Genomic DNA, 24,477 nt, shown 5'->3' with positions numbered 1-24,477 from the left:
ATGTTGAACAAAACGCAAATTCGTTATTGTTTAGATACAATGGCGGATATGTATCCAGAAGCGCATTGTGAATTAATTCATGATAATCCATTTGAACTTGTAATCGCAGTGGCATTATCTGCGCAATGTACAGATGCACTTGTGAATAAAGTGACGAAAAACTTATTTCAAAAATATAAAACACCAGAAGATTATTTAAGTGTGTCTTTAGAAGAATTACAACAAGATATACGTTCCATTGGATTGTTTAGAAATAAGGCGAAAAATATTCAAAAATTGTGCCGGATGTTACTAGATGATTATAACGGGAAAGTTCCAGAAGACCGTGATGAGCTGACGAAATTACCAGGAGTAGGGAGAAAGACAGCGAATGTAGTTGTTTCGGTAGCGTTTGGGATTCCAGCGATTGCTGTTGATACGCATGTAGAGAGAGTGAGTAAACGGTTAGCAATTTGTAGATGGAAAGATTCTGTGTTAGAAGTGGAAAAGACATTGATGAAGAAAATTCCAATGGATGAGTGGGGAGTTACACACCACCGTATGATTTTCTTCGGACGTTATTACTGTAAGGCGCAGCGACCACAATGTGAAGAGTGTCGATTACTAGAAATATGTCGCGAAGGAAAGAAACGAATGAAGGGGAAATAAAGGATGGAGCGAGTTATAGAAATACCGAAAGAGTTTCGGTGCGTACCATTTTTTAAAGAGAGTGCAAATTCGATTACGTATCACACAGACCAATCTTTTGAAGAGATAATACAAAATACTTACTTTATATTTGATATTGAAAGAAAATATGAGCCATGGAATGAAATTGAAACAAGTATTCCAGCGGTGTTAAATATATGGAAAAGCAAGCATGAAGAAATTGCTATACTATTTCGGAACAGAAAAAAACAAGAAGCTGAGGGTCCGATGATTCTTTTTGCAGCGCACTTTCTATCGGTTATATATTGGTTAAATGAGCAGCCTGTTCATAGTTTGAATGAGATGCAAGTAAATACGAATAAATTGGAAGTACAACCTGTTAATTTTATGGAGCGATATTCATTTATTATAAAGAAACCGAGTAATTACCATTCGTATATTCAATTAGTACAGTTGTATATCGAAATAGAAAAGCTATATGTAAAGAAAATGATAACAAAAAAGAAGTCGGTTTCTCATTAAGAGAAACCGACTTCTTTTTTTGTTTATTAAGACTCTGTTGTAACAACATTTCCGTCCGCGTGAGGTGTATCTTCTCCGGTATTTTGTTGGTGCTGCTCTTCTTCAGCTTTTTTTCTAGCTTCTTCGTCAGCTTTTCTCTTAGCTTCTTCGTCAGCTTTTTTCTTAGCTTCTTCGTCAGCTTTTTTCTTAGCTTCTTCGTCAGCTTTCTTCTTAGCCTCTTCGTCAGCGGCTTTCTTTTGAGCTTCTTCTTGCTGTTTACGTTGTTGTTCTTGTTGCTGCTGTTGTTCTTGTTGTTTACGTTGTTGTTCTTGTTGTTGCTGTTGCTGTTCTTGCTGTTTACGCTGATCTTCATCAGCTTTTTTCTTAGCTTCTTCTTGTTTTAGTTTATCTTCATTGGTCTTTTTCAGGGCTTCTTCGTCAGCTTTTTTCTTAGCTTCTTCGTCAGCTTTTTTCGCATCTGGAGTTCCGCCAGGGGCAGTGAAGGATGCACCAACTGCAGGGCTTGTTCCAGTACCCTTTTTCGCTACTACAGAGAAACTGTAAGTAACACCTGGTTTAATACCACCAAGAGTAGCTGTCGTACCGCTTACTGATAAGCTACCACTAGAACCGTCAGTAGCTTTATAGCTTGCTGCGTATGCATCAACATTTGATGATGGTCCAGACCAGTTCAGTGTCACTGTGCTAGCACCATCGAAAGCGACATTAAGGCCACTAGGTGGATCTACTTTAATTTGTTTAACTGCATCTTTTTTCGCACCTTTAATGTACAGTTCTCCATTTAATTCTTGTACAGAAGAAGGGCGCTCGAAACGAGATTTATCCGTAGCAAATTTGCTCATCATTGCTTGGAACATTTGTTGAGCAATTCTAGTAGAACGATCGCTAATGTAATTTTCTGGGCTATCTTTTTCATAACCAGTCCATACAGCCATTGTATATTGTGGTGTATATCCTGCGAACCAACTATCTCTGTTGGCATCTGCTGGAATACCGTATTTTTTAATAACAGATTTATCAAAGTTTTGTGTTCCTGTTTTACCAGCAACGTCGAATCCAGAAACATATGCTGTTGACCCTGTACCGCCAGAACCAGGTTTTACTACGTCACGAAGAACGTCAGTAACCATGTAAGCTGTATAGTCGTGCATTGCACGCTGTTCTTTCGGTTTAAAGCTTTTCTTTTTTCCATCTGGGAAAATAACTTCTTTAACGAAATGAGGTTTATTGTATACACCGTCATTTCCAAATGTTGCATAAGCTCCAGCGACATCTAACGGAGAGCCTTCATTACTACCGATTGCAGTAGATTCATATGCTTTCCCATCTTTAAACGTCATTCCTAAACCTTCAGCAAACTCTTGTGCCTTAGGAATACCGACTGCTTGAGCTGTTTTTAAAGCCGGGATGTTTAATGACTTCTTCAATGCTTCACGAAGTGAAACGTCACCTTTAAAATTACCTGTAGCATTTTTAATCTTTGTGCCATCAGAGTAAGTATATTCAGAGTCATTTAATTGATGATAAGTAGACCATTGAAGATTCTCAATTGCTGGACCATAGTCGAAAATTGGTTTCATTGTTGAACCAACTTGGCGTTTTAAATCAACTGCCATATTATGACCTTTGAAAGTAGACTTACTTTCTTTACGCCCAGCACCAATTGCTCGAACTTCTCCAGACTGTGTATCCATAAATACAAATGATCCTTGGAACTGATCGTTTGGATATTTAATGAGATTGCCATCCATAATTTTCTCAGCGTAATCTTGAGCATCTTGATCAAGTGTTGTATGAATCGTTAAACCATCTGAACCGATATTTACATCAGGGTATTCTTTTTCAACTTCCTTTACAGCAGCATCTATAAATGCTTGATACTTCATTTCAGTCACTTCTGAAGATGGAAGAAGTCCTTGTGTTACAGAGATTTGCATTGCGTCATTCATTTCTTGTTTCGTTATATACCCGTGTCGGTTCATTAATGTTAATACGATATTACGACGTTTCGTTGCTCTATCAACGTTATCTGGTTTTGTTGGATCATAAATGTTAGGACCTTGGGGTAAACCAGCGAGCATTGCAGCTTCGTGTAGTTGTATGTCTTTTAAATCTTTGCCGTAATATTTTTTTGCTGCTGTTGAAATACCGTAAGAGCGATTACCGAGGTTAATCTTATTTAAGTACATTTCTAAAATTTCATGTTTTGAGTACTGTTGCTCTAACTTATAAGATAAGTACCATTCCTGCACTTTTCTTTTTGCAGTTTTGTCCATCGTTAGAAAATAGTTTTTAACTACTTGCTGTGTAATCGTACTACCACCTTGTGATCCAAAACCACCAGTGACATTTTCCATGACTGCCATTCCAGTACGTCTAAAATCAATTCCATTATGATCGTAGAAACGAGCATCCTCAGTCGCAAGGAATGCACTTTCAATTACTTTTGGAATTTGATCGTATGTAACATGGGTTCGTTTTTCAGCACCGTATTCATAGAAGAAATTCCCGTTTTTATCAAGGAATTTTGTTGATAAAGGATTGACTAGCTTTGATTTGTCTAGTTTTGGAGCGTCCTTTACCATAACAAAGAAGGCCGAAACGCCAGCTACGAGACCGACGATACCAAGAAGTAGACAACCTATAAGAAATCTCTTGAAAAAGGAACCTTTTTTCTTTGGTTTTTCTTCTTTATTATTTGTTTCTTTCGTTTGATTTTTTACATGATTTCGTTCTGTACGAGAACGATAATTATCTGACATTATACTTTCTCCTACCTTTCATTCTCTCCCCCAAAAGTCGAAAAAAGAGCCTTAGTGATGACTCTATCACGAAAAATAAATCGTGTCTAGTACGCGGATATAATCAATTCGAGGGTGATAACCGCATGATAATAAAGACCCATGCTCTTCTATTTCTTGTTTTGTAATCGATTTACGTCCACCAGTATTTTGACGATTCCAAAATGCAATAATATGTTTTGCATCTAATAAATAAAATTCATCAAAAAGTGTAAATTTAATAATAACAAATGCAATTCCATTATGAGCGACTACTTGCTTCATATGTTCAATTTGATGAAGGTGGAAGTTTTGAAGTGGAAAACTGGTTTTATTTTTAGTTTCTTTCGCTTCAAAATCGATGTATTTCCCTTTGTATACACCGTTGTAATCTGTTGTAGAAGGTTGTTTGAAATACGCTTCTTTTACCACTGCAGCACTTCGAGCGGGGTAATCTACTTTTACAATTTGAAGAGGTGTAGGTTTTTTATGTACGCATGCAATATTATGGGTTAAGTAATATTGATTGGTGTCATTCAATTCCTCTTCAAGGGACATACCTCTATTACTGTAAGTATGTTTTTTTATTGGTGTTTTATGAGGTTGTGAAGCTTGATCGTACCTTTTTCCATTTGGGTAACGAATGGTCATATTTTGTCCACTCCCAACTTGATAAGATTTACTTACAAAGGTGATTATATCAAAAAATGAAAAAAGATGTGACCTTTTTCAAGAAAGGTATGGTGACTTACTCATGTTTCGATGGAATGATTACGAAAAAATTAAACAGACCCGTAATGATATTTTTTGTACAGAAGAGGAAAAAGCTATAGTTCTTAATATTAAGGAGAGCACGGATGTAGCTAACGTAGATAATATTTCACGTACACAATCTTACCAAGAATATTATTTGAGAAATAGAGAAATTAGATGGTCTTTTTTAGCAAGCATGGTTTCAAGGAATGGGGGATGGAACATGACAGATTTAGAAGGAGAATATTATTCTAATCTTTTATCTCAAACAGTTAAGAGACGATTATTTCATTTGTATGAGAAAGCCAATTGGCTCATTTTTTTAGATGCATTTCCTCAACTATTACTGTATGAGGAAAGTAAAAAGAGATGTGCGCCGCTCTTTCATTTGTTACAATTTTTCAACATATCAATTTTTATGGAAAAAGAATGGGGCGCGTTTTGGGAGAAAAAAGATATAAATAGGCTTATGACGGCACTTATTATTAATGAACAAAATAAAATTCAAAAACCAGTAATTGAGAATGCATACTTTCAAAAACATGTATTTGATACTGCACTATTCAAATTTCAAGAAATATTTCACGTTAGTGCAGTTATTTTTCCAATGGTGGAAGGGGGAATGTATGGATTTTCAGTTTATCAATTTGAAACGTTGCAAAAACGTATAGAACTGGGGAAGCAATTAGCTTGGTTATTATTTCATTCAAAGTATAAGGCTTCTTTTTATAAATTTGCAGTGCAAACTAGGCATACAGGATCAAGGATGGATTATGAATGTAATATAAGGGGAATTAGAAAATCATGTACGCCGGCTCTTCGGGATGTGTATTCTATTGTCACTCATGAAAAATTAATTGAAAAAGATTGGTTTAGTGAAGGGTTGGAAATAGATTCATTATTTTTACTTGAAAAACCTAAGGGGGAAATTAATATAACAGAATGGTATAGAAAGAAGAGGGAGCAAATACATACTCTTTCTATATTAAGTAGTTTTGTTAAAAGAATAGATGAGTTCATGATATAATAAAGAAGTCCCGCCTTCTTAAATGAAGGCGGGACTTCTTTATTAAAAGTAATATGCTCTACAACAAGTTACTTTCTAATCGGCTATTTGCCAGCAGTACGACTTTAACTTCAACACTTATCGAAAGCGAAGAGGTAAGGTAGACTAGAAAATAGTTGTTTGTAAAAGCCACTTTGGTTAAAGTGTCATTTTATCCCGCTATTTGCGGACAGTAAAACTCCCACCTCAAAATTTGGCTGGAGCAAAGAAGGTAGGTGGAAGCCCTGCTGTCCGTAAACACCCGATTGGTGCGGGCTAATAATCAGTGGGGGATGAACAAAACCCCACTGATTAAAGTTTCACTTTATGTAGCGGGGAAATTTGGACCATCAAGCTTTGGATTACCAGTCTCAGGTTTGTTTTGTTGTTTGTTTTGCTTTTTCTTTTTTTCGTTTTTATTTTTTGTCATCGTAATACACCTCCTTTTTGTATTGTTACCATTTCTAAAAATGGCATACTAAATGATTTCTTTGACGAATATCAACTAGTTTTGTCATGTGAGAAGGAGTAATTAATCAATCGGCGAAATTACATGACAAAGGAAAGGCAAAGAAGGGGGCGTTTTAAATATGGCGATGGTTCAGAAGGAAGATGTTATGAAAAAAATGGATCAAATGTTAAGTTCTCTCGATTTGCTGGAAATGAAGATTGGGATTAGAATGAATCATGCATTGAAGGATAAAGGTGAAAAAATATGCAATAAGATAGAAATAACAGAAATGCATATAGAACATATGGAAAATAAATTAGTGCATCACGAAGAAAAAGGGAGCTGGGTAAAGACATTTCAAAACGTCGTAGTGAGTGCATAATAAGGTGGGAACAAAATGGGACATGAAGCATTAATCCAGTCTTCGGAGAAGTTAATGCAGTATAATGATGAAGCGAATGTGAAAAAAAGAGAGATGGCTGAATATGATTTTTATAAGGATATGAAGACATTTGTTGATATTGTAGATGCGGAGTTAGAGATGTGGAAAGAATTAGCTTATAGGTGGATAAAGGAAGAGCGACCTAAGTATATACATGTACAACAAATTGATCAAGTGTATGATAATTTACAAACTAATGTGCTACAATGTTTTGTTAATAAGGGAAAAGGCAAACGTTTCTTTGAAACTCATCAAGCTATTTCGTATACTTTGCAAAATATCGTAGATCAATGTAAATAACAAGAGGGAAAACCCTCTTGTTTTTTTATGCCTCTGTCACTGTTGTAGGTTTTGTTGCACCGTTTATTTCTAATTCACGTATTAATGTTCGGTAATCTGAAATGCATATTTTTCCTTCAAGATAACAATGTCTTGCAAAGTCTAACAGTTCATTCGAATTTTCTGTGTAATACCCCTTTTTTTGAGAAAACGCTTGTTTTAAATCCCCTAATACCATGTTGATTCCTCCCCAATGAGAATCTTCTTCCTTATTATCATAGCATGGAAGGGTTTACTTTCTAATTTTTTTAAAAATTTAAACTTCCGACAAAAACAGACAGATACTCCTTTACACATTTTATTTTATAGGTACATATTCTATATGTAGAAACTTATGTGAAGGAGGAGAGTATGCATGTTTCAACAACCTAATGTATATCAGCAAACAGATCCATATGCACAGCAAAATATGTACCAGTATAATCCGGATACATATTTACGGTATAATATGTATCCTTTCGAACCTCATTATGGAAACCAAAATTATTATCAACCATTTGAAGTGTCATTTGGGAATCAACCGCAGCAAGCGCATATGAATCAACTGCAGGAAGCGCATATGAATCAACCGCAACAACCGCATATGAATCAACCGCAACAAGCGTATACGAATCAACCGCAGCAAGCGCATATGAATCAACCGCAACAACCGCACATGGATCAGTCGCAACAACCACATATGAATCAGTCGCAACAACCACATATGAATCAACCGCAGCAAATGTATATGAATCAACCACAGCAAGCGTATATGAATTCACAAAACTACATGTCGCCAGCTCAATATGTAAATCAACAAGCTATGTTTTATCCACCAAAACAACCATATCCAAAGATGAATAAACAAAAGCAACAGCAACAGCAACCAAGTCAGTTTTCTAGTTTTGTTTCACAATTTAAATCATCAGATGGTAACTACGATGTAAATAAAATGATGAACACGGCTGGACAAATGATGAACGCGATGAATCAAGTAACAGGGATTGTTAAGCAAGTCGGGGGCTTTTTTGGTAAATAATAGTAGGGGGTTGTCTATAATAGGTATTACGTATGAAATTGGATACTAGACAAATTTCCATGAAATAAATGGGTATATATAACAAGCGGCTTTACCCCCTCGCTCATATTGTAAAGTGTAGTCAGATTTTTTTAATGAGAGAGGAGAGAAAAAACTATGCATCATTGTCATCCTTGCTTTGGAGGGCATAAGCCTGTAGGACCTATTTGTACAACTGCTCCTGTCATTCATCCGGCAAAACAGTGCGTAACACATTCTTTTTCAACAACGGTGGTGCCACACATTTTCCCAACGCATACAACACATGTACATCATCAACAAATTAAAAATCAAAACTTCTTCCCACAAACAAACTCGAACGTAAATGTTGTAGACCCTGGTGATCCAGGATCTGTTGGTGGATTTGGCGGGGGATGTGGACCATGCGGTCATGGCCATCATCACCATGGGCATCAAATATCACCATTTGGACCAGGACCGAATGTATCACCATTTGGACCAGGACCGAACGTTTCACCATTTGGACCAGGACCGAATGTATCACCATTTGGACCAAATATCGGACCAAACGTTGGTGGAATGTTTAAAAAGTAAATGATATGTTAGAACTAGCGAAATGCTAGTTCTTTTTTTGTAATTGGAGTGTTTATATGAAAGTCGTTGCTGTAACAGGATATAAGCCGTTTGAGCTTGGAATATTTAAAAATGATCATCCAGGAGTAGAATGTATAAAAAAGGCGCTGCGTCGTAAATTAACTGCTTTTGTAGAAGATGGTTTGGAATGGGTTATTATAAGCGGTCAGTTAGGAGTAGAGCTATGGGCCGCTGAAGTTGTTTTTGAAATTCAAGTAGAATATCCAGATTTAAAATTAGCGGTATTTACTCCTTTTTTAGAACAAGAAGAAAATTGGAAGGAAGATAACCGTGAATATTACGAATTTATTCTTTCACAAGCAGATCATATTGATAGTATTACGAAACGGAAGTACGAAAGCCCAGAGCAATTTAAATTAAAGAATCAATTTTTTATTGAAAAAAGCGATGCACTTTTAGCTGTATATGATGAAGAAAAGTCTGGGAGCCCTAAATATATTGTAGAAGCAGCTAAGAAAAAAGGAGAAATAGAAAATTATCACAGTTATTTCATTCTTTTTTCTGATTTACAAGATATAATGGAAGAGGAACAGTGGAATAATGCAGAGTAATATGTAATATAGTACTCGTATATTTGATTGACAAAAGGCGTTGTTTCTGAAAAAATTTAGTTAATGAAAGCTTTGGCAAAAATTTGAGGTGAAGAAAATGATTTCGGATAAAATTAAATTAACAGCGAAAGATATTTTAGAAAAAGAATTTAAAACAGGTATGAGAGGTTATCAACAAGAAGAAGTAGATAAGTTTCTTGATATGATTATTAAAGATTATGAAGCTTTTCATAAGGAATTTGATCAATTAAAACAACAAAATGCTCGTTTGAAACGTGAATTAGAAGAACAAAAAGTAGCGGCAACACAAGTTCCGCAACAACCGGTACAAACACCAGTTGCACAACCAGTGTATAACAATACGAATACGGATATTTTAAAACGTCTATCTAATTTAGAAAAAGCTGTGTTTGGAAGTAAGTTATACGAATAAATTAAGGTAACAAAAAGGTTAAAGCATTTTACATAGAAAAAAACATTGCAAAATCTTTTTGTTTCCACTATACTAATGTTTGTCATAACGTTTGGGTAATCGCTGCAACGCCAACGTTGTAGAGGAAAGTCCATGCTCGCACGGCCTGAGATGGCTGTAGTGTTCGTGCCTAGCCAAGTCATAAGCTAGGGTATTCTGGCTGCAAGGCTGGTTTAACGGCAGGGAAAAAACCTAAGTCCTTTCGGATATGGTTTGACTACCTTTAAAGTGCCACAGTGACGAAGTCCTTGAAGAAATGATAGGAGTGGAACGAGGTAAACCCCACGAGCGAGAAACCCAAATAATGGTAGGGGAATCTTTTCCAAGGAAATGAACGACGGAAAAGGACAGGTTTTCGTAACCTGTAGATAGATGATTACCACCGGAGTACGAGGCGTGGGCCGTTTGCAGTACAAAGGAACAGAACATGGCTTACAGAACGTTATGAACCAACTATGAAATAACTCAGCTCTCCTTTGTTAGAGGAGGGCTTTTTATTTGTATGAAGTTATAAGTTGTGAGTTAAAATGGTAAGTGAGAATATTCTTCGTAATATGTGATAATTAATAGGACAACATGTTATTAATTATTGTTTGATTATACATAAGAGGTGAATGCAAATGGGAAAAGTTACTTTAATTGCAACAGCGGCAATGGGTATTGAAGCGTTAGTTGCCCGAGAAGTTCGCGATCTTGGTTATGAATGTGAAGTGGAAAACGGAAAGGTAACGTTTGAAGCGGATGAAAAAGCGATTTGTCGTACGAATTTATGGTTACGTACTGCAGACCGTGTGAAAATTAAAGTCGGCGAATTTAAAGCAACAACATTCGATGAGTTATTTGAAAAAACAAAAGCGTTAAACTGGGGAGATTATATTCCAGAGAACGGAGAATTTCCTGTTATTGGGAAATCTTTGAAATCAACATTATTTAGCGTTTCAGACTGCCAACGTATCGTTAAAAAGGCTGTTGTTGAGAAATTAAAAACAACGTATAGACGCACAACTTGGTTTGAAGAAGATGGACCGTTATTCCGTATTGAAATTGCAATGCTCAAGGATATTGCGACGTTAACAATCGATGCGAGTGGTGTAGGTCTTCATAAACGTGGATACCGTCTTGAGCAAGGTGAAGCGCCTTTAAAAGAAACATTAGCTGCGTCTTTAATTAAGTTAACAAACTGGAAGGCGGATCGTCCTTTCGTTGATCCTTTCTGTGGATCTGGTACAATTCCAATTGAAGCTGCATTAATTGGACAAAATATCGCACCAGGATTTAACCGAGGCTTTGCATCGGATGAATGGGGCTGGGTTGGTAAACAAAATTGGCGCGAAGCTCGTCAAGAAGCTGAAGATTTAGCTAATTATAATCAACCATTGCAAATCATTGGATCAGATATCGATCACCGTATGATAAGAGTTGCCCAAGATAACGCAGAAGAAGTTGGATTAGGGGATCTTATATCATTTAAACAAATGCAAGTAAAAGATTTCACGACAAAAGAGGAATATGGCTATGTTGTAACGAATCCTCCATACGGAGAACGTTTAAGTGAAAGAGCGCTTGTTGAAAAATTATATAAAGAAATGGGAGAGGTATTCCGCCCATTAGATACGTGGTCAATGTATTTATTAACAAGTTATGAAGCATTTGAGAAATGTTATGGGAAAGATGCATCGAAAAAGCGTAAACTGTTTAACGGATTTATCCGTACAGATTACTATCAATACTTCGGAAAGCGTCCACCGCGTAATTCATAGTATAAAACTCCTCCAGCACGCATATACTGGCTATTATGTAATGCGTAAAGGAGGAAGTGATATGGATAGTTTCCAATTATCGATGATTCAAAAAGCTATTCACCGTACGTATGATGAGCTCGGAAAAGAAGTGGATAGTCAAGGTGCAATTGTAGATGGAATACAAAAAGCGCAGGAAGAATATTTGTCAGCTCTTTCACATGAAACAGCGATTGATAAACGTTATTTAAGGTCATTAATATAGAAAAAAATTTTCCTTTTTCGAAAGGAAAATTTTTTTTCGTGTATTTCTATGTATTGTAACAGGGGAAAGTGGCTGCACACATGTGAGTAGCAGTTGCTATATCTTTTTATAGAAAAACTGTTTGGTTGGAGGCTAAGGATGTTTACTGAGAATAGGTTACCATTTGAAGTAGGAAAACAAGATAATTTTTATGATAAGTTGAATGAATGGATTGGAGATGTGTTTTACGACATTCTTCCGGAAAAAGGCTTTGAAGAGCGTGATGAACAGATTTTTATGGCGTTTCAGTTAGAGCGCGCTTTCCAAGAGAAGAAAGTTATGTTTGCAGAAGCAGGTGTAGGAACAGGGAAAACAATTGTATATCTTTTATATGCAATTTGTTATGCACGTTATACAGGGAAGCCGGCTATTATCGCTTGTGCAGATGAAACGTTAATTGAGCAGCTTGTGAAAGAAGAAGGAGACATTGCTAAGTTATCTGAAGCATTAGGGCTATCTGTTGATGTTAGACTTGCGAAGTCAATGGATAATTATTTATGTTTACGTAAACTTGAAGATGTTATGAGTGGACGAGCTCCAGAAGTAATTGAAGATGTATATTACGAATTGCCTCAGTTCGTATTCGATCATGGTACGATGCAGAACTTTACTCACTATGGTGATCGAAAAGAATTTCCACTGTTAAATGACGAGGAATGGTCAAAGGTAAACTGGGATTACTTCCAAGATTGCTTCACTTGTGATTCTCGTCATCGTTGTGGTCAAACTCTTTCGCGCGAGCATTATCGTAAAGCGGCAGATTTAATCATTTGTTCTCAAGATTTCTATATGGATCATATTTGGACGTACGAAGCTCGCAAACGTGAAGGACAAATTCCGTTATTACCAGAAAGTAGTTGCGTTGTATTCGATGAAGGGCATCTTGTAGAATATGCAGCTCAAAAAGCTTTAACGTACCGTTTAAAACAAACGATGATGGAGCAACTTTTAACGAGATTATTACAAAATGATATTCGTGAAGAGTTCGCACATTTAGTAGAAGAAACAATTTGGCAAACTGAACAATTCTTTGGGGTACTACAAGAGAATAAAAAGGAAATTGAAGGTTCTGATCGTTTAGAAATTACTGTGACAGAAAAGGTAACTGCAGAAGCGAAAAGACTTTATGCGAAAATCGGTGAAGTCGGTGATGCATTAGTATTTGAAAGTGAAATGCATACAGTAAACACATACGATTTAAATATTGTTGATGAGCATTTAGATGTGTTAGAGCATTCACTTCGTCTTTTCATGCACGAGAAAAATGTAATTACGTGGGGTGAAGAAGGCGATGGTGCTTTCACATTAGTTATTATGCCGCGTGCAGTTGAAGAAGTGTTACAAGAAAAAGTATTCTCGAAGAAGATTCCATATATTTTCTCTTCTGCGACATTATCTGACAATGATTCGTTCGCATTTACTGCAAATAGTCTAGGGGTAAAAGATTACTTATCATTCTCAGTTGCTTCGCCGTTTGATTATGAAGAGCAAATGACAGTAAACTTACTTCCGTATACGAAAGAAAATGAATGGGAAAGAAAGTGTCAATATACACTTGAAAATATACAAAAAACAAATGGACGTACACTCGTATTATTCCGTACAACGCAAGAACTTGCAGCGTTTAAAGAATATGTAAGTAAAGAGCAAATGTCAGTTCCGTTCCTATATGAAGGAGATCAAGAAATTAGTCAGCTCGTTTCTCGTTTCCAAAATGAAGAAGAGACTGTACTTTGTGCCGTTCATTTATGGGAAGGTTTAGACATTCCAGGTTCATCATTATCACATGTTATTATTTGGTCATTACCATTCCCTCCAAACGATCCTGTGTTTGAGGCGAAGCGTAAACATGTGAATGATCCATTCTGGGACGTAGATGTGCCTTATATGATTTTACGTCTTCGCCAAGGAATTGGACGTTTAATTCGTACAAGTGAAGATAAAGGTGCTATATCATTATTCTTATCAGATAATGAAGATGAAAAAGTGATAGAAGCAGTGAAGAAAGTACTTCCGGTAGAAGGAAAAGTACTTTAAGCGAAAAAATGTTGTAGGGAAAAGTTTGGCATTTGCCAAGCTTTTTTTCTATTAGAAAAGGAATTTATGTTTCAGTGTCGAAATAAGTTTGAGGTAGAAAAAGGAGGTTTTTTATACTATGACAGTTGCTACATATGAAGTAGAAAAACAATTTTTAACATATGTGAAGAAGATACAGAATTACGGGGAAGCATTAAGCTTAATGTTTTGGGACTTAAGAACAGGTGCGCCTAAAAAAGGTGTAGACCAGCGTTCAGAAGTAATTGGAATGCTTTCATCCGAAGTGTTTGCGATGTCGACTTCAGATGAGATGGGGAACTATTTAACTGAACTAGAATCTTTAATTGTTGAAAATAAACTTTCTGAAACGACAAAGAAAATGGTTGAAGAGTGTCGTAAAGAATATGATAGAAATAAGAAAATTCCACAAGAGGAATATGAAGCGTATGTGAAATTAGAAGCGAAAGCGGAAAGTGTATGGGAAGAAGCTCGCGAAAAATCTGACTTCGAAATGTTCCGTCCGTATTTAGAAAAAATTGTTGAATTCAAAAAGAAGTTTATTACATATTGGGGTTACGAAACGTACAAATATAACACGCTATTAGACATGTATGAGCCGGGAATCACAGTAGAAGTGTTAGATCATGTATTTAGTCAACTACGTGAACGTATCGTTCCGCTTGTGAAAGAAATTTCTGAGTCTAAAAAAGAATTAAAAACAAATGCTTTAGCTGAACATTTTTCAAAAGAAAAACAAAAGAATTTTACTTTAGAGTTATTAAAACAATTGAACTATAACTTTGAAGCGGGTCGTCTTGATGAAACGGTACATCCTTTTGAAATTAAATTAAATAGAGGTGATGTTCGTATTACGACTCGTTACGATGAGAAAGACTTCCGTATGGCTGTTTTCGGCACGATTCATGAATGTGGTCATGCTGTATATGAACAAAATATTGCAGAGGAATTTGAAGGTACACCGCTATGTAGTGGAACTTCTATGGGTATTCATGAGTCACAATCATTATTCTTTGAGAACTTTATCGGTCGTAATAAATCATTCTGGAAGAAAAATTATGATTTATTAAAAGAGTATAGCGATGGTCAATTCAATGATATATCAGTAGACGAGTTTTATGATGCGATTAACGAATCGAAGCCATCGTTTATTCGTATAGAAGCAGATGAGCTTACATATCCGCTTCACGTCATGGTTCGTTATGAACTTGAGAAAGAATTATTTGATGGTACATTACAAGTGAAGGATTTGCCAGCGGCTTGGAATGATAAGATGGAAGCATATTTAGGAATTCGTCCGGAAAACGATGCACAAGGTGTATTGCAAGATGTTCACTGGGCTGGTGGTTCATTTGGATACTTCCCATCTTATGCGCTTGGTTATATGTATGCAGCGCAATTTAAACATAGGATGCTAAAGGATATTCCAAACTTTGATGCATTATTAGAAGAAGGAAACGTGACACCAATTCGTGAATGGTTAACAGAGAATATTCACCAATATGGCAAAACGAAAAAACCACTTGAAATTTTAAAAGATGTGACAGGTGAAGGTTTAAATGCAAACTACTTAGCTGATTATTTAGAAGCTAAATATAAAGAGATTTATGAGTTATAAAACAGGAGCTGCTTAATTGCAGCTTTTTTTTATGAGGGAGTGAGAGAAATGGGCTATATGTTTACAGTAATGTCGCAAGCGGAAGCAGAAGAAATTGCATATAACTGGCATTATGAAGGGGAGTATTCCTTTTATGATATAGAGGTAGATGAAGAAGATTTAGCTGAGTTTTTAGAGGATGAGAGTAGAGGGAATCATACATTTTCTGTGAAGAAAAATGGTACTCTCATTGGTTTCTTTAGTTTTAGTAACATAAATAATCAAACGGTTGATATAGGTCTTGGAATGAGACCTGATATAACTGGGAATGGATTTGGTCTACAGTTCGTAAAAGCTGGACTAGCTTTTAGTAAAGAAAAATACGGATGCAATTATATAACACTATCAGTAGCGACATTTAATGAAAGAGCGATTAAAGTGTATAAAAGAGCAGGATTTGAAGCTGTTGGAACGTTTATACAGAAAACAAATGGTAGTTGTTTTGAGTTTTTGAAAATGAATTATATATGTAAAAATGATTAAAAAACAGAGGAGAGCTTCTGTTTTTTTATTTTGATGTAGAAATAAATGATGTTTGTTTTTGTACTTGTTGTAATTAGAAGTTTTGAAATTTTGGAAGAGGATGTGTATGATTGAAGTTTAGTAGCAAATAGCAAGTTTAGTAAGGAGAGGTAGTATGATTACAATTAAAACGAAAAATGAAATAGATTTGATGCATGAATCTGGGAAATTACTTGCTTCATGTCATAGGGAAATTGCCAAAATGATGAAACCAGGTATTACGACAAAAGAAATTGATATGTTTGTTGAAGCATATTTAGAAAAGCATGGTGCAACATCTGAACAGAAAGGTTACAACGGGTATCCATATGCGATATGTGCATCTGTAAACGATGAAATGTGTCATGGGTTTCCCGCGGATGTTCCTTTAACTGAGGGCGATATTGTAACAATTGACATGGTAGTAAACTTAAATGGTGGTCTTTCAGATTCTGCTTGGACGTATAGAATTGGAAACGTTTCTGATGAAGCAGAAATGTTATTGTTAGTAGCTGAGAATGCTTTGTATAAAGGGATTGATCAGGCGGTAATCGGTAATCATGTAGGAGACATTGGCTATGCAATTGAAAGTTATGTAGCAAATAAAGGTTTTTCTGTCGCAAGAGACTTTACGGGACACGGGATCGGTAAAGAGATTCATGAGGAACCAGCAATTTTTCATTTTGGTAAGCCAAGGCAAGGACCAGAATTACAAGAAGGAATGGTAATTACAATTGAACCTATTGTAAATGCCGGTATGCGATATTCTAAAGTAGATTTAAACGGGTGGACTGCAAGAACGATGGACGGTAAATTATCAGCTCAATATGAGCATACAATTGCGATTACAAAAGATGGTCCAATCATTTTAACGACGCTTAAATATGAAATGTAAGAGTTTGCAAAACTCGAACGAAAATAGTATTTTCATAAAATTCGTACGTGTTTTTTTAATAAATGCTTTCCAAAATTTAAAAAGTGCGTTATAATCCTTCTATAAAATAAATAGTTAGCTACACTCATATAATCGCGGGGATATGGCCTGCAAGTTTCTACCGAAGTACCGTAAATACTTTGACTATGAGTGAGGACGAATATATTTGCTTGTTTAGCATTCTTTTTTGCGAAACTCCAAAAGCGCGTCTCTCACTTGTAACGAGTGGTGGCGGCTTTTGGAGTTTTTTTATTGCATAAGAGGGGGAACAAACATGAAAGTATTACAAGAAAAGATTTTGAACGAAGGAAAGGTTTTATCTGGTGACGTATTAAAGGTAGATGCATTTTTAAATCATCAAATTGACCCAGTACTTATGCAAGAGATCGGAAAAGAATTTGCTAAACGTTTTAAAGAAGAGAACATTACAAAAATCGTGACGATTGAATCTTCAGGCATTGCACCAGCAGTTATGGCTGCATTAGAGCTTGGTGTAAAAGTAATCTTTGCAAGAAAACGTAAATCGTTAACGTTACAAGATAATATGTACGTTGCAAACGTATACTCATTTACGAAACAAGAAACGAATGAAATTTCATTATCTCGAAATCATATCGATGAAAATGATCGCGTTTTAATTATCGATGACTTTTTAGCAAACGGTCAGGCTGCTTTAGGTTTAATGAGTTTAGTAGAGCAATCTGGAGCAAGTATTGCAGGAATTGGTATTGTTATTGAAAAAGCATTTCAAGATGGAGGAAAGAAGCTTCGCGAACAAGGAGTTCGTGTTGAGTCACTAGCAGAAATTGCATCACTTGATAACGGCACAGTTACATTTGTACAGCAAGAAACTGCGGAGGTGAAATAAACGATGAAGCAGCACCCATTTAAAATCGCATCGCTTGGTATGCAGCACATGCTTGCCATGTACGCTGGCGCAATTATTGTTCCTCTTATTGTCGGCGGGGGACTTGGTTTAAATCAACAAGAGTTAACATATTTAGTCTCAATTGATTTATTAATGTGCGGCGTTGCGACAATTTTACAAGCATTATCAAATCGCTTTTTCGGTATTGGACTTCCAGTTGTACTTGGTTGTACATTTACAGCGGTTGGACCGATGATTGCAATCGGAAAACAATACGGGGTGTCTTCTATTTATGGAGCGATTATTGCTGCCGGGTTATTCGTTGTTATTTTTGCGAAATTATTTGGAAAGCTTGTAAAACTGTTTCCACCTGTTGTAACAGGATCTGTCGTTACCGTAATTGGAGTTACACTTGTTCCAGCAGCAATTAATGATATGGCTGGAGGAGTAGGAAGTAAAGATTTCGGTAGTCTTGAAAATTTAGCGTTAGCATTTGGTGTATTATTATTTATCATCATTATGTATCGTTTCTTTGACGGATTTATTCGTTCAATCTCTATATTACTTGGTCTATTGTTCGGTACAATCGTTGCAGCATTTATGGGGAAAGTAAGTTTGCAAGCGGTTGGAGAAGCGGATTGGTTCCACGGTATTCAGCCATTTTACTTCGGTACACCAACATTTGAATTAACGCCAATTATTACGATGATTCTCGTTGCTTGCGTAGGAATTGTGGAAGCAACAGGGGTATATTTTGCATTATCTGATATTTGTAATAAAAAGATCGGTGAAAAAGAATTAACAAAAGGTTATCGCGCAGAAGGATTAGCAATGGTTCTAGGTGGTATTTTTAACGCATTTCCATACACAACATATTCTCAAAACGTAGGACTTGTTCAATTAACTGGAGTAAGAAATCGCGTCATTATCTATACTTGTGGTGGTATGTTAATTGCTCTTGGGTTTATTCCTAAAATCGCAGCCATTACAACAATTATTCCGAAATCAGTACTTGGCGGTGCAATGCTAGCAATGTTCGGCATGGTTATGGCATATGGTATTAAAATGTTAAGCAGTGTTGATTTTGGAAAACAAGAAAATTTATTAATTGTTGCATGTTCTGTCGGAATCGGACTTGGAGTTACAGTCGTTCCAACGTTATTCTCACAGCTTCCGGAAAACATCCGTATTTTAACTGATAACGGAATTGTACTTGGAAGTGCATCAGCAGTACTTTTAAATATTGTATTTAATATGGTGCCGCAGCGTAAAGTGAAAGTAAAAGAAGAGCCAGTTCCGATGCAAAGTGCAGTAAGAGAAGCGTAAAAAAGCAAGGTCTCATTATGAGACCTTGCTTTTCTTTTTAAGTGGCATTATCTTACCGTATGTACCAAGGCGCCAAATGTATTCAAGTGGCCCATATTGGTAACGTGAAAGCCACCAGCGGCTAATAAAGATTTGTAACGTATAGAAACCGATGCAAAATAGAGGTCCTACCCATAATGGAGCAAGATAATTATTTTTGAACAATAGCCCGAATACAAGTAATGTAACAATTGTATGAGAGATGTAATTCGTTAACGCCATTCGTCCAACGTATTGGAATGGACGTAATAATTTTTGCCATTTTTCTTTTTGTAATAAACGCATCAGCGTGAAAATGTAGAATATGAATAACGTTTTTCCACTTATCGTCGTGATTCCGATAAGTGATAATGGTGTGTATGGTTGATTATTCATAAAGAAGTACACCATAATAAACCACATCGGCAATGTTAAAATGAACATAATGATTTGCCATTTCTTAAGCTTTGGATCTAATTCTTTTGCACGGCGGAAAATATCTTTTTTACCAGCATATAACCCGAGTAAAAATAATCCAAGTGTTTCAGGAAGCATAATAAGACTGTTATTTATTGCTTCAGAATAGAAAGAATGGAATCTGTCTGTGATTTGTAAGCCCCAGTTGTCTAACGGCATAATTGCTGTGGAAAGGCCTAATTCATCTACTGGCACTAGTAACATGAGAAGAGAACCTAATAACGTGAACAATTGCATGAAACTTAATAGAACGATTGCCCATATTAAAGTAGTTCGAGGTTCTCTCTTATAAAATAGAAATAAGAAAAACCCAGTGATTGCATAAGTATGTAAGATGTCCCCGTCCCATAAAAGAACATAATGCAAGAACCCAAATAATAATAAAATGAGCAAGCGGCGAACAAATAAAGTTTTCGGATGATCTGTTTTCGCCTCAGCACGACTCATAAAGATATAAAAACCTAATCCGAATAAAAATGAAAAAATAGTATAAAATTTTGTTTGAATAAACATGTCATAAAACAAGCGAATATAGCTGTCTAATCCATCATAAACGCCGGAAATGTCTCGAGAATCAACACCAGCGATAACTGGCCAGTTAACAAGAAAAATACCTAGTACAGCTATTCCTCTAATAATATCGATGGAATGTATCCTCTCGCCTTGTGAAATATTTTGTGTCATTATTTTCCTCCTTGTTAAGTAATTCCCTTTTATTATACAAAATGTAAAGAGGAGGGTATATAGGTAATTTCCAATTTTTAAAACTGCTAAGATGTGTATTATGAGATATAATAAGAGTGCACAGCAAGTTTTAAACTTCTTTAAAACAGGCAGTAAAGCTCCTTTTCCCGAAGGAGCTTTCTTTTTTAGAAATTTGTTGATAATGATTCTCTTTAATGATAAAATGTATTCAAAAGTGATAATCATTATCAAAAAAGGTTGGTGTGTTAATATGGTGTATGCACTTGTTGCAGGAACGATTGCTATATATGTTGGTGTTACAAAGTATGTTTTAAATGGAGTAGGAACAACAAAATGAATACTATTACATAAAATCCCTTTCATTTGTAAAAAGAATGAAAGGGATTTTTTATTTTTGATGTGAATATGCTGAAAATTTAGTATGATAATAAAGTGAAACTTTAATCAGCGGGGAGGTCTATCCCTCACTGATTACTAGCCCGCACGAAACGGGTTTTTACTGCCCACAAATAGCGGGATAAAGTATATACATCTTGGATAAAGGGGAACAAGGGGATGACAAACATAGTACAGACAAACGGTATGAAAAAACTTGTTTGTTTTTATGAAGAGTGGCAAAAAAACGGCGATGTAGAGAATAGTTTGAAGTTGTTTGAAGTGATTCAAAAATATAAACAAGAGCAGCTTATGCTAGCTTTTTGTGGTCATTTTTCTGCGGGGAAATCGACAATGATGAATCACCTATATAAAGCGCAATTATTACCGACAAGTCCGATTCCAACGAGTGCTAACGTTGTTAAAATTGAAAGAGGATCTGATCGTGTTGTTGTAACGATTAAGTCAGGAGAACAGTATGAATATGACGGCGCATATTCAGCAGAAGAATTAAAACAAATATGTAAAGACGGTGATGAAGTAATTGGTGTTCATATTTATCGAAATGATGCGCCAATTCCTGATGGGGTTATGTTAGTTGATACGCCCGGAATTGATTCTACGGATGATGCCCACCAATTAGCGACGGAATCAACACTGCATCTAGCAGATGTTATTTTCTATATGATGGATTATAACCATGTCCAATCAGAGGTTAACTTACAGTTTGTTAAAGAATTGAAACAACGTAATAAAACGGTTTATCTCGTTGTAAACCAAATAGATAAACATAAAGCAAATGAGTTATCGTTTGAAGAGTATAGAGATAGTGTAAAACAGTCTTTTTCTAACTGGGATATTGAAGTAGATGGTATTTTCTATACATCATTGCGAATGATGAATCATCCATACAATGAAATTCAAAGTTTAGAAGCATTAATCTTTTCTATCATGAAAGAAAAAGAGCAGTATGTAAGAAAGGGAATGGAGCGAGAAACAGAATATTTACTGCAAGAACATTGTTCGTTTATTCTTTCTGAAAATGAAAAACATCTCATGAAATATGAAGAAGAATTAACATCACCACTGTCACTTTCAGAGATAGTTGAAAAAAAGGAAGAGTTAACTGAAAATAAAAATCGGGTGGCTAGTAAAGAATCTGATGTGAGAAATGAATTTATAAAAGGTTTACAAGCCATATTAGATAACGCGTATTTAATGCCATTTGAAATGAGAGAATTGGCAAATAAATATTTAGAAACGAAATTAACGAAGTTTAAAGTTGGCTTGTTATTTGCGAAAGGAAAGACGGAGCAAGAAAAACAGAGACGTGTAGATGCTTTTTATTCTGCTCTTCAAAAGACTGTTGAAACGCAACTTGATTTTCATGTGAAAGAATTTATTGTAGCCTTCTTAAAAGAAGAAGGGTTATTTACAGAGGAAATAGGGAAAGACATATATGCGTTAGAAATTGCTTTCGGACCGGAAGTGTTGGCTGAAACAATTAAACAGGGGGCTGGATTTACCGGTGATTACTTACTTCTTTATACTGCTGACGTTGCAAATGAGTTAAAGAAAAGATACTTTATGAAATCTCAGCAAATCTTTGGAAAAAGTACGGGTATATTGCAGAAGAAAGTGAAGATAGAGATTGCTCGTATTGAAGAAGAAATTGAAAAATACACGATGTTACAAACAGCAAAAGAAACAAAATTACAATACATTAAGACGTATGAGGAATATGAGAGCTATTTAGGAGATATTTGGAATGAAAATGTTTCTATACCAGATGGATTGCAAATAGACGAAATATTACAAAGTAAAAAACAAGTTGTTAGTGAGAAGTTTAAACTACAAGAGCAAGAAATTGTAAATGATAACGTAGCGGCTAGTGAAGAAGAGATTAAAGGAACGAAAGCTTTAAATATTCAGCGTATATTAGAAAAAGTGAAGAAAGCTGAAACGATATTAGATCCATTGCCTACACTGAAACATCTACAGCAAGAAGTAGTTGGAAAAAGACAGCGTGTAGAAACGAAGCAATTTACAGTAGCGTTATTTGGAGCTTTTAGTGCTGGGAAATCATCATTTGCTAACGCATTGCTCGGTGAAAAGGTACTTCCTGTATCGCCAAACCCAACGACAGCAACAATAAATCAAATTTTGCCAGTGACAGAAGATAAACCACATGGAACGGTAATTGTCCAGTTTAAGTCAGAGCAAGCGCTGTTAGAAGATATGAAAGCTGTTTATAAAATGTTTCACTATGAAATTGCTACATTGGAAGAAGCGTTAACGAAAATTGATCAAATTATGAAATACCCTTCACCAAGCGGGAAGCAAAAAACAACATTTAGCTTTTTGCGAGCGGTACAAAAAGGATATGAGGCAGTTGCTAATCATTTAGGGGAACAATTACAAGTTACGTTAGAGGAGTTCTCTGATTATGTAGCTAATGAAGAAAAATCATGCTTTGTTGAGTACATGGAGCTTTATTATGATTGTGCTTTAACAAGGCAAGGAGTAGCTCTTGTAGATACACCAGGGGCGGATTCTATTAACGCGCGCCATACGGATGTTGCATTCCAGTATATTAAAAACGCAGATGCTATTTTATTCGTAACATACTATAATCATGTTTTCTCTCGTGCGGATCGTGAATTTTTAATTCAGCTCGGTCGTGTAAAGGATACATTTGCACTTGATAAAATGTTCTTCTTAATAAATGCTGCCGATTTAGCACAATCTGAAGAAGAACTTGAAATGGTAAAAGGTTATATTGCGGATCAGCTCCTGCAATACGGTATTAGAAATCCACGTTTATTTGCAATTTCAAGTTTATGTGCGCTTGAAGAAAAGCAAGGGAAAAGTATTGATAAAGAAAAGTATGGTATTTTACAAAACTCCGGGATTACTAAGTTTGAAGAATCATTTACGTCCTTTATGATGAGGGATTTAATGCTTGTATCTGTGCATGCTTTATATGGTGCATTGCAAGGAGCGAATCAGCTTCTTGTAAATATGATAAATGGCGCAAAGCAGGGAAATGATGAGAAAGAGAAGCAAACAAAAAAATATGAAGCAGAGCGTAATCAGCTACTTCATATTATTTCATCATATAGTGTACTTGCTGAAGAGCAAGCAATGCAAAATGAAGTGAAAGAATTGCTTTATTATGTACACCAACGTCTATTTTTACGCTATAACGATGTGTTTACTGAATTTATTAATCCGGCGTCGTTACGAACAGATGGGAATGTGAAAATGCAGTTGCAGCAATGTGTAATGGAATTAGTTTCATTTATTCAACATGATTTATTACAAGAAATGCGTGCGACATCATTACGTCTTGAAAAATGGATAGATGAAGCGATGAAGCGTGCAAAGGATGAAATTGTTGTGAATTGCAAAGTGGAAAATGAATCGATTTCTATGGGTGGAACAGTGGATTATGAATATAAAATTATTACACATAAAGAGCCGTTTCCTTCAATAGAAATAAAAGATTTTAAAAAGGCACTAGCACATTTTAAAAATGAGAAAAGCTTTTTTGAAAAAAATGATAAAGCTTTTATGCAAGAAGACGCTAAAGGAGTGTTAGAACCTTTCGTATCAAACTATGTAGTTGATGAAGAAGATTTATTCGTTCATCATTATAAGCAAGAGTGGGATGCAAAATGGAACCTATTCCAAAAAGTGATGCAGCAAGATGTTGAGAATTATTATGAAAGTATATTATTCGCTTTAGCTGAAACAATTGATGTATCACTATACGAACAAAGTAAAGAAGAGCTACAAAGGCAGTTAGTAGAAATTGAAAAAGAAATTTATATTAAATAGCTG

The 24,477-nt window shown here is 35.7% G+C and carries 24 protein-coding genes, 1 other RNA gene and 1 riboswitch; of the genes, 20 read left to right on the top strand and 5 right to left on the bottom strand.

All coding sequences use genetic code 11. The annotated features are described in order from the left end of the window. On the top strand, positions 1–648 hold the full coding sequence (gene nth / locus SB773_RS02010; RefSeq protein WP_000933020.1) for an endonuclease III: 648 nt from the start codon (positions 1–3) through the stop codon (positions 646–648). Positions 649–651: 3 nt separating this feature from the next. After that, positions 652–1,170 (top strand): YpoC family protein, encoded by a 519-nt coding sequence (locus SB773_RS02005; protein ID WP_002189007.1) that lies wholly within the window; start codon positions 652–654, stop codon positions 1,168–1,170. A 26-nt stretch (positions 1,171–1,196) separates the two neighbouring features. Here the strand turns inward: SB773_RS02005 and SB773_RS02000 are convergent, their stop codons facing one another. Together SB773_RS02000 and recU are read right to left on the bottom strand one after the other, a co-directional pair. Continuing rightward, positions 1,197–3,932 (bottom strand): PBP1A family penicillin-binding protein, encoded by a 2,736-nt coding sequence (locus tag SB773_RS02000; protein WP_410588343.1) that lies wholly within the window; start codon positions 3,930–3,932, stop codon positions 1,197–1,199. A 66-nt stretch (positions 3,933–3,998) separates the two neighbouring features. Next, on the bottom strand, positions 3,999–4,601 hold the full coding sequence (recU, locus tag SB773_RS01995) for a Holliday junction resolvase RecU (protein WP_410588341.1): 603 nt from the start codon (positions 4,599–4,601) through the stop codon (positions 3,999–4,001). Positions 4,602–4,704: 103 nt separating this feature from the next. Between recU and SB773_RS01990 the strand changes: the two genes are divergently transcribed. Next, positions 4,705–5,730 (top strand): DUF2515 domain-containing protein, encoded by a 1,026-nt coding sequence (locus tag SB773_RS01990; protein ID WP_410588339.1) that lies wholly within the window; start codon positions 4,705–4,707, stop codon positions 5,728–5,730. Between the two features lie 343 nt (positions 5,731–6,073). Here the strand turns inward: SB773_RS01990 and SB773_RS01985 are convergent, their stop codons facing one another. Further along, positions 6,074–6,220 (bottom strand): phage portal protein, encoded by a 147-nt coding sequence (locus SB773_RS01985; RefSeq protein WP_307838389.1) that lies wholly within the window; start codon positions 6,218–6,220, stop codon positions 6,074–6,076. Positions 6,221–6,338: 118 nt separating this feature from the next. On the opposite strand from SB773_RS01985, the gene SB773_RS01980 reads away from it, so the two are divergent. Beyond that, on the top strand, positions 6,339–6,581 hold the full coding sequence (locus tag SB773_RS01980) for a hypothetical protein (RefSeq protein ID WP_002011865.1): 243 nt from the start codon (positions 6,339–6,341) through the stop codon (positions 6,579–6,581). A gap of 15 nt (positions 6,582–6,596) precedes the next feature. Beyond that, positions 6,597–6,941 carry a YppE family protein gene (locus SB773_RS01975; RefSeq protein ID WP_410588337.1) on the top strand — a complete coding sequence of 115 codons (345 nt, stop codon included), beginning with the start codon at positions 6,597–6,599 and terminating at the stop codon, positions 6,939–6,941. Positions 6,942–6,966: 25 nt separating this feature from the next. Here the strand turns inward: SB773_RS01975 and SB773_RS01970 are convergent, their stop codons facing one another. Beyond that, positions 6,967–7,158, bottom strand: a complete 192-nt coding sequence (locus tag SB773_RS01970) for a YppF family protein (protein ID WP_012260642.1) — start codon at positions 7,156–7,158, stop codon at positions 6,967–6,969. Between the two features lie 177 nt (positions 7,159–7,335). Here SB773_RS01970 and SB773_RS01965 point away from each other — a divergent pair, with 177 nt between their 5' ends. From SB773_RS01965 to pbuX, 13 genes are all read left to right on the top strand, one after another. Further along, the gene (locus tag SB773_RS01965; protein ID WP_410588335.1) at positions 7,336–7,998 is read left to right on the top strand and encodes a YppG family protein; all 663 of its coding nucleotides are present in this window, start codon (positions 7,336–7,338) and stop codon (positions 7,996–7,998) included. A gap of 156 nt (positions 7,999–8,154) precedes the next feature. Further along, a complete protein-coding gene (locus tag SB773_RS01960; protein ID WP_199673392.1) occupies positions 8,155–8,592 on the top strand; it encodes a CotD family spore coat protein in 438 nt (145 codons plus the stop codon). 56 nt (positions 8,593–8,648) lie between these two features. Beyond that, the gene (locus SB773_RS01955; RefSeq protein ID WP_002158553.1) at positions 8,649–9,203 is read left to right on the top strand and encodes an SLOG family protein; all 555 of its coding nucleotides are present in this window, start codon (positions 8,649–8,651) and stop codon (positions 9,201–9,203) included. Positions 9,204–9,300: 97 nt separating this feature from the next. Then, positions 9,301–9,636: a cell division regulator GpsB gene (gene gpsB, locus SB773_RS01950; RefSeq protein ID WP_000622426.1), complete on the top strand. Its 336-nt coding sequence runs from the start codon at positions 9,301–9,303 to the stop codon at positions 9,634–9,636. An 87-nt stretch (positions 9,637–9,723) separates the two neighbouring features. Then, an RNA gene (gene rnpB / locus SB773_RS01945) (RNase P RNA component class B) lies at positions 9,724–10,115 on the top strand. A 180-nt stretch (positions 10,116–10,295) separates the two neighbouring features. Next, positions 10,296–11,435, top strand: a complete 1,140-nt coding sequence (locus SB773_RS01940; RefSeq protein WP_002011868.1) for a THUMP domain-containing class I SAM-dependent RNA methyltransferase — start codon at positions 10,296–10,298, stop codon at positions 11,433–11,435. Positions 11,436–11,496: 61 nt separating this feature from the next. Beyond that, complete coding sequence (locus SB773_RS01935) at positions 11,497–11,679, top strand: DUF3921 domain-containing protein (protein WP_002126488.1); 183 nt, start codon at positions 11,497–11,499, stop codon at positions 11,677–11,679. A gap of 138 nt (positions 11,680–11,817) precedes the next feature. After that, on the top strand, positions 11,818–13,755 hold the full coding sequence (locus tag SB773_RS01930; protein ID WP_002011942.1) for an ATP-dependent DNA helicase: 1,938 nt from the start codon (positions 11,818–11,820) through the stop codon (positions 13,753–13,755). 118 nt (positions 13,756–13,873) lie between these two features. After that, positions 13,874–15,391 (top strand): carboxypeptidase, encoded by a 1,518-nt coding sequence (gene ypwA / locus SB773_RS01925; protein ID WP_410588330.1) that lies wholly within the window; start codon positions 13,874–13,876, stop codon positions 15,389–15,391. 48 nt (positions 15,392–15,439) lie between these two features. After that, the gene (locus SB773_RS01920) at positions 15,440–15,913 is read left to right on the top strand and encodes a GNAT family N-acetyltransferase (RefSeq protein WP_410588328.1); all 474 of its coding nucleotides are present in this window, start codon (positions 15,440–15,442) and stop codon (positions 15,911–15,913) included. Between the two features lie 154 nt (positions 15,914–16,067). Next, on the top strand, positions 16,068–16,826 hold the full coding sequence (locus SB773_RS01915) for a type I methionyl aminopeptidase (RefSeq protein WP_410588326.1): 759 nt from the start codon (positions 16,068–16,070) through the stop codon (positions 16,824–16,826). A gap of 104 nt (positions 16,827–16,930) precedes the next feature. Continuing rightward, a riboswitch (purine riboswitch) is annotated at positions 16,931–17,032 on the top strand. A gap of 107 nt (positions 17,033–17,139) precedes the next feature. Continuing rightward, positions 17,140–17,733, top strand: coding sequence for a xanthine phosphoribosyltransferase (locus SB773_RS01910; protein ID WP_002030831.1), 594 nt, complete (start codon positions 17,140–17,142; stop codon positions 17,731–17,733). A 3-nt stretch (positions 17,734–17,736) separates the two neighbouring features. Further along, complete coding sequence (gene pbuX / locus SB773_RS01905) at positions 17,737–19,059, top strand: xanthine permease PbuX (protein WP_289403529.1); 1,323 nt, start codon at positions 17,737–17,739, stop codon at positions 19,057–19,059. 15 nt (positions 19,060–19,074) lie between these two features. Here the strand turns inward: pbuX and SB773_RS01900 are convergent, their stop codons facing one another. Next, positions 19,075–20,238, bottom strand: a complete 1,164-nt coding sequence (locus tag SB773_RS01900) for a DUF418 domain-containing protein (protein ID WP_410588325.1) — start codon at positions 20,236–20,238, stop codon at positions 19,075–19,077. Between the two features lie 100 nt (positions 20,239–20,338). Between SB773_RS01900 and SB773_RS01895 the strand changes: the two genes are divergently transcribed. Together SB773_RS01895 and SB773_RS01890 are read left to right on the top strand one after the other, a co-directional pair. Beyond that, positions 20,339–20,596 (top strand): hypothetical protein, encoded by a 258-nt coding sequence (locus SB773_RS01895; RefSeq protein WP_001270163.1) that lies wholly within the window; start codon positions 20,339–20,341, stop codon positions 20,594–20,596. A gap of 218 nt (positions 20,597–20,814) precedes the next feature. Further along, complete coding sequence (locus tag SB773_RS01890) at positions 20,815–24,474, top strand: dynamin family protein (protein ID WP_410588324.1); 3,660 nt, start codon at positions 20,815–20,817, stop codon at positions 24,472–24,474. Positions 24,475–24,477 lie beyond the last annotated feature (3 nt).

This window comes from Bacillus sp. SIMBA_074, assembly GCF_046534555.1.
GTDB lineage: Bacteria > Bacillota > Bacilli > Bacillales > Bacillaceae_G > Bacillus_A > Bacillus_A mycoides.
This window is presented reverse-complemented; position numbering and strand designations above follow the sequence as displayed.

What these genes read in the sequence shown, in the direction of transcription:
- nth (WP_000933020.1), top strand. Translation starts at nt 1, where the DNA reads ATGTTGAACAAAACGCAAATTCGTTATTGTTTAGATACAATGGCGGAT.
- SB773_RS02005 (WP_002189007.1), top strand. Translation starts at nt 652, where the DNA reads ATGGAGCGAGTTATAGAAATACCGAAAGAGTTTCGGTGCGTACCATTT.
- SB773_RS02000 (WP_410588343.1), bottom strand. Translation starts at nt 3,932, where the DNA reads ATGTCAGATAATTATCGTTCTCGTACAGAACGAAATCATGTAAAAAAT.
- recU (WP_410588341.1), bottom strand. Translation starts at nt 4,601, where the DNA reads ATGACCATTCGTTACCCAAATGGAAAAAGGTACGATCAAGCTTCACAA.
- SB773_RS01990 (WP_410588339.1), top strand. Translation starts at nt 4,705, where the DNA reads ATGTTTCGATGGAATGATTACGAAAAAATTAAACAGACCCGTAATGAT.
- SB773_RS01980 (WP_002011865.1), top strand. Translation starts at nt 6,339, where the DNA reads ATGGCGATGGTTCAGAAGGAAGATGTTATGAAAAAAATGGATCAAATG.
- SB773_RS01975 (WP_410588337.1), top strand. Translation starts at nt 6,597, where the DNA reads ATGGGACATGAAGCATTAATCCAGTCTTCGGAGAAGTTAATGCAGTAT.
- SB773_RS01970 (WP_012260642.1), bottom strand. Translation starts at nt 7,158, where the DNA reads ATGGTATTAGGGGATTTAAAACAAGCGTTTTCTCAAAAAAAGGGGTAT.
- SB773_RS01965 (WP_410588335.1), top strand. Translation starts at nt 7,336, where the DNA reads ATGTTTCAACAACCTAATGTATATCAGCAAACAGATCCATATGCACAG.
- SB773_RS01960 (WP_199673392.1), top strand. Translation starts at nt 8,155, where the DNA reads ATGCATCATTGTCATCCTTGCTTTGGAGGGCATAAGCCTGTAGGACCT.
- SB773_RS01955 (WP_002158553.1), top strand. Translation starts at nt 8,649, where the DNA reads ATGAAAGTCGTTGCTGTAACAGGATATAAGCCGTTTGAGCTTGGAATA.
- gpsB (WP_000622426.1), top strand. Translation starts at nt 9,301, where the DNA reads ATGATTTCGGATAAAATTAAATTAACAGCGAAAGATATTTTAGAAAAA.
- SB773_RS01940 (WP_002011868.1), top strand. Translation starts at nt 10,296, where the DNA reads ATGGGAAAAGTTACTTTAATTGCAACAGCGGCAATGGGTATTGAAGCG.
- SB773_RS01935 (WP_002126488.1), top strand. Translation starts at nt 11,497, where the DNA reads ATGGATAGTTTCCAATTATCGATGATTCAAAAAGCTATTCACCGTACG.
- SB773_RS01930 (WP_002011942.1), top strand. Translation starts at nt 11,818, where the DNA reads ATGTTTACTGAGAATAGGTTACCATTTGAAGTAGGAAAACAAGATAAT.
- ypwA (WP_410588330.1), top strand. Translation starts at nt 13,874, where the DNA reads ATGACAGTTGCTACATATGAAGTAGAAAAACAATTTTTAACATATGTG.
- SB773_RS01920 (WP_410588328.1), top strand. Translation starts at nt 15,440, where the DNA reads ATGGGCTATATGTTTACAGTAATGTCGCAAGCGGAAGCAGAAGAAATT.
- SB773_RS01915 (WP_410588326.1), top strand. Translation starts at nt 16,068, where the DNA reads ATGATTACAATTAAAACGAAAAATGAAATAGATTTGATGCATGAATCT.
- SB773_RS01910 (WP_002030831.1), top strand. Translation starts at nt 17,140, where the DNA reads ATGAAAGTATTACAAGAAAAGATTTTGAACGAAGGAAAGGTTTTATCT.
- pbuX (WP_289403529.1), top strand. Translation starts at nt 17,737, where the DNA reads ATGAAGCAGCACCCATTTAAAATCGCATCGCTTGGTATGCAGCACATG.
- SB773_RS01900 (WP_410588325.1), bottom strand. Translation starts at nt 20,238, where the DNA reads ATGACACAAAATATTTCACAAGGCGAGAGGATACATTCCATCGATATT.
- SB773_RS01895 (WP_001270163.1), top strand. Translation starts at nt 20,339, where the DNA reads ATGAGATATAATAAGAGTGCACAGCAAGTTTTAAACTTCTTTAAAACA.
- SB773_RS01890 (WP_410588324.1), top strand. Translation starts at nt 20,815, where the DNA reads ATGACAAACATAGTACAGACAAACGGTATGAAAAAACTTGTTTGTTTT.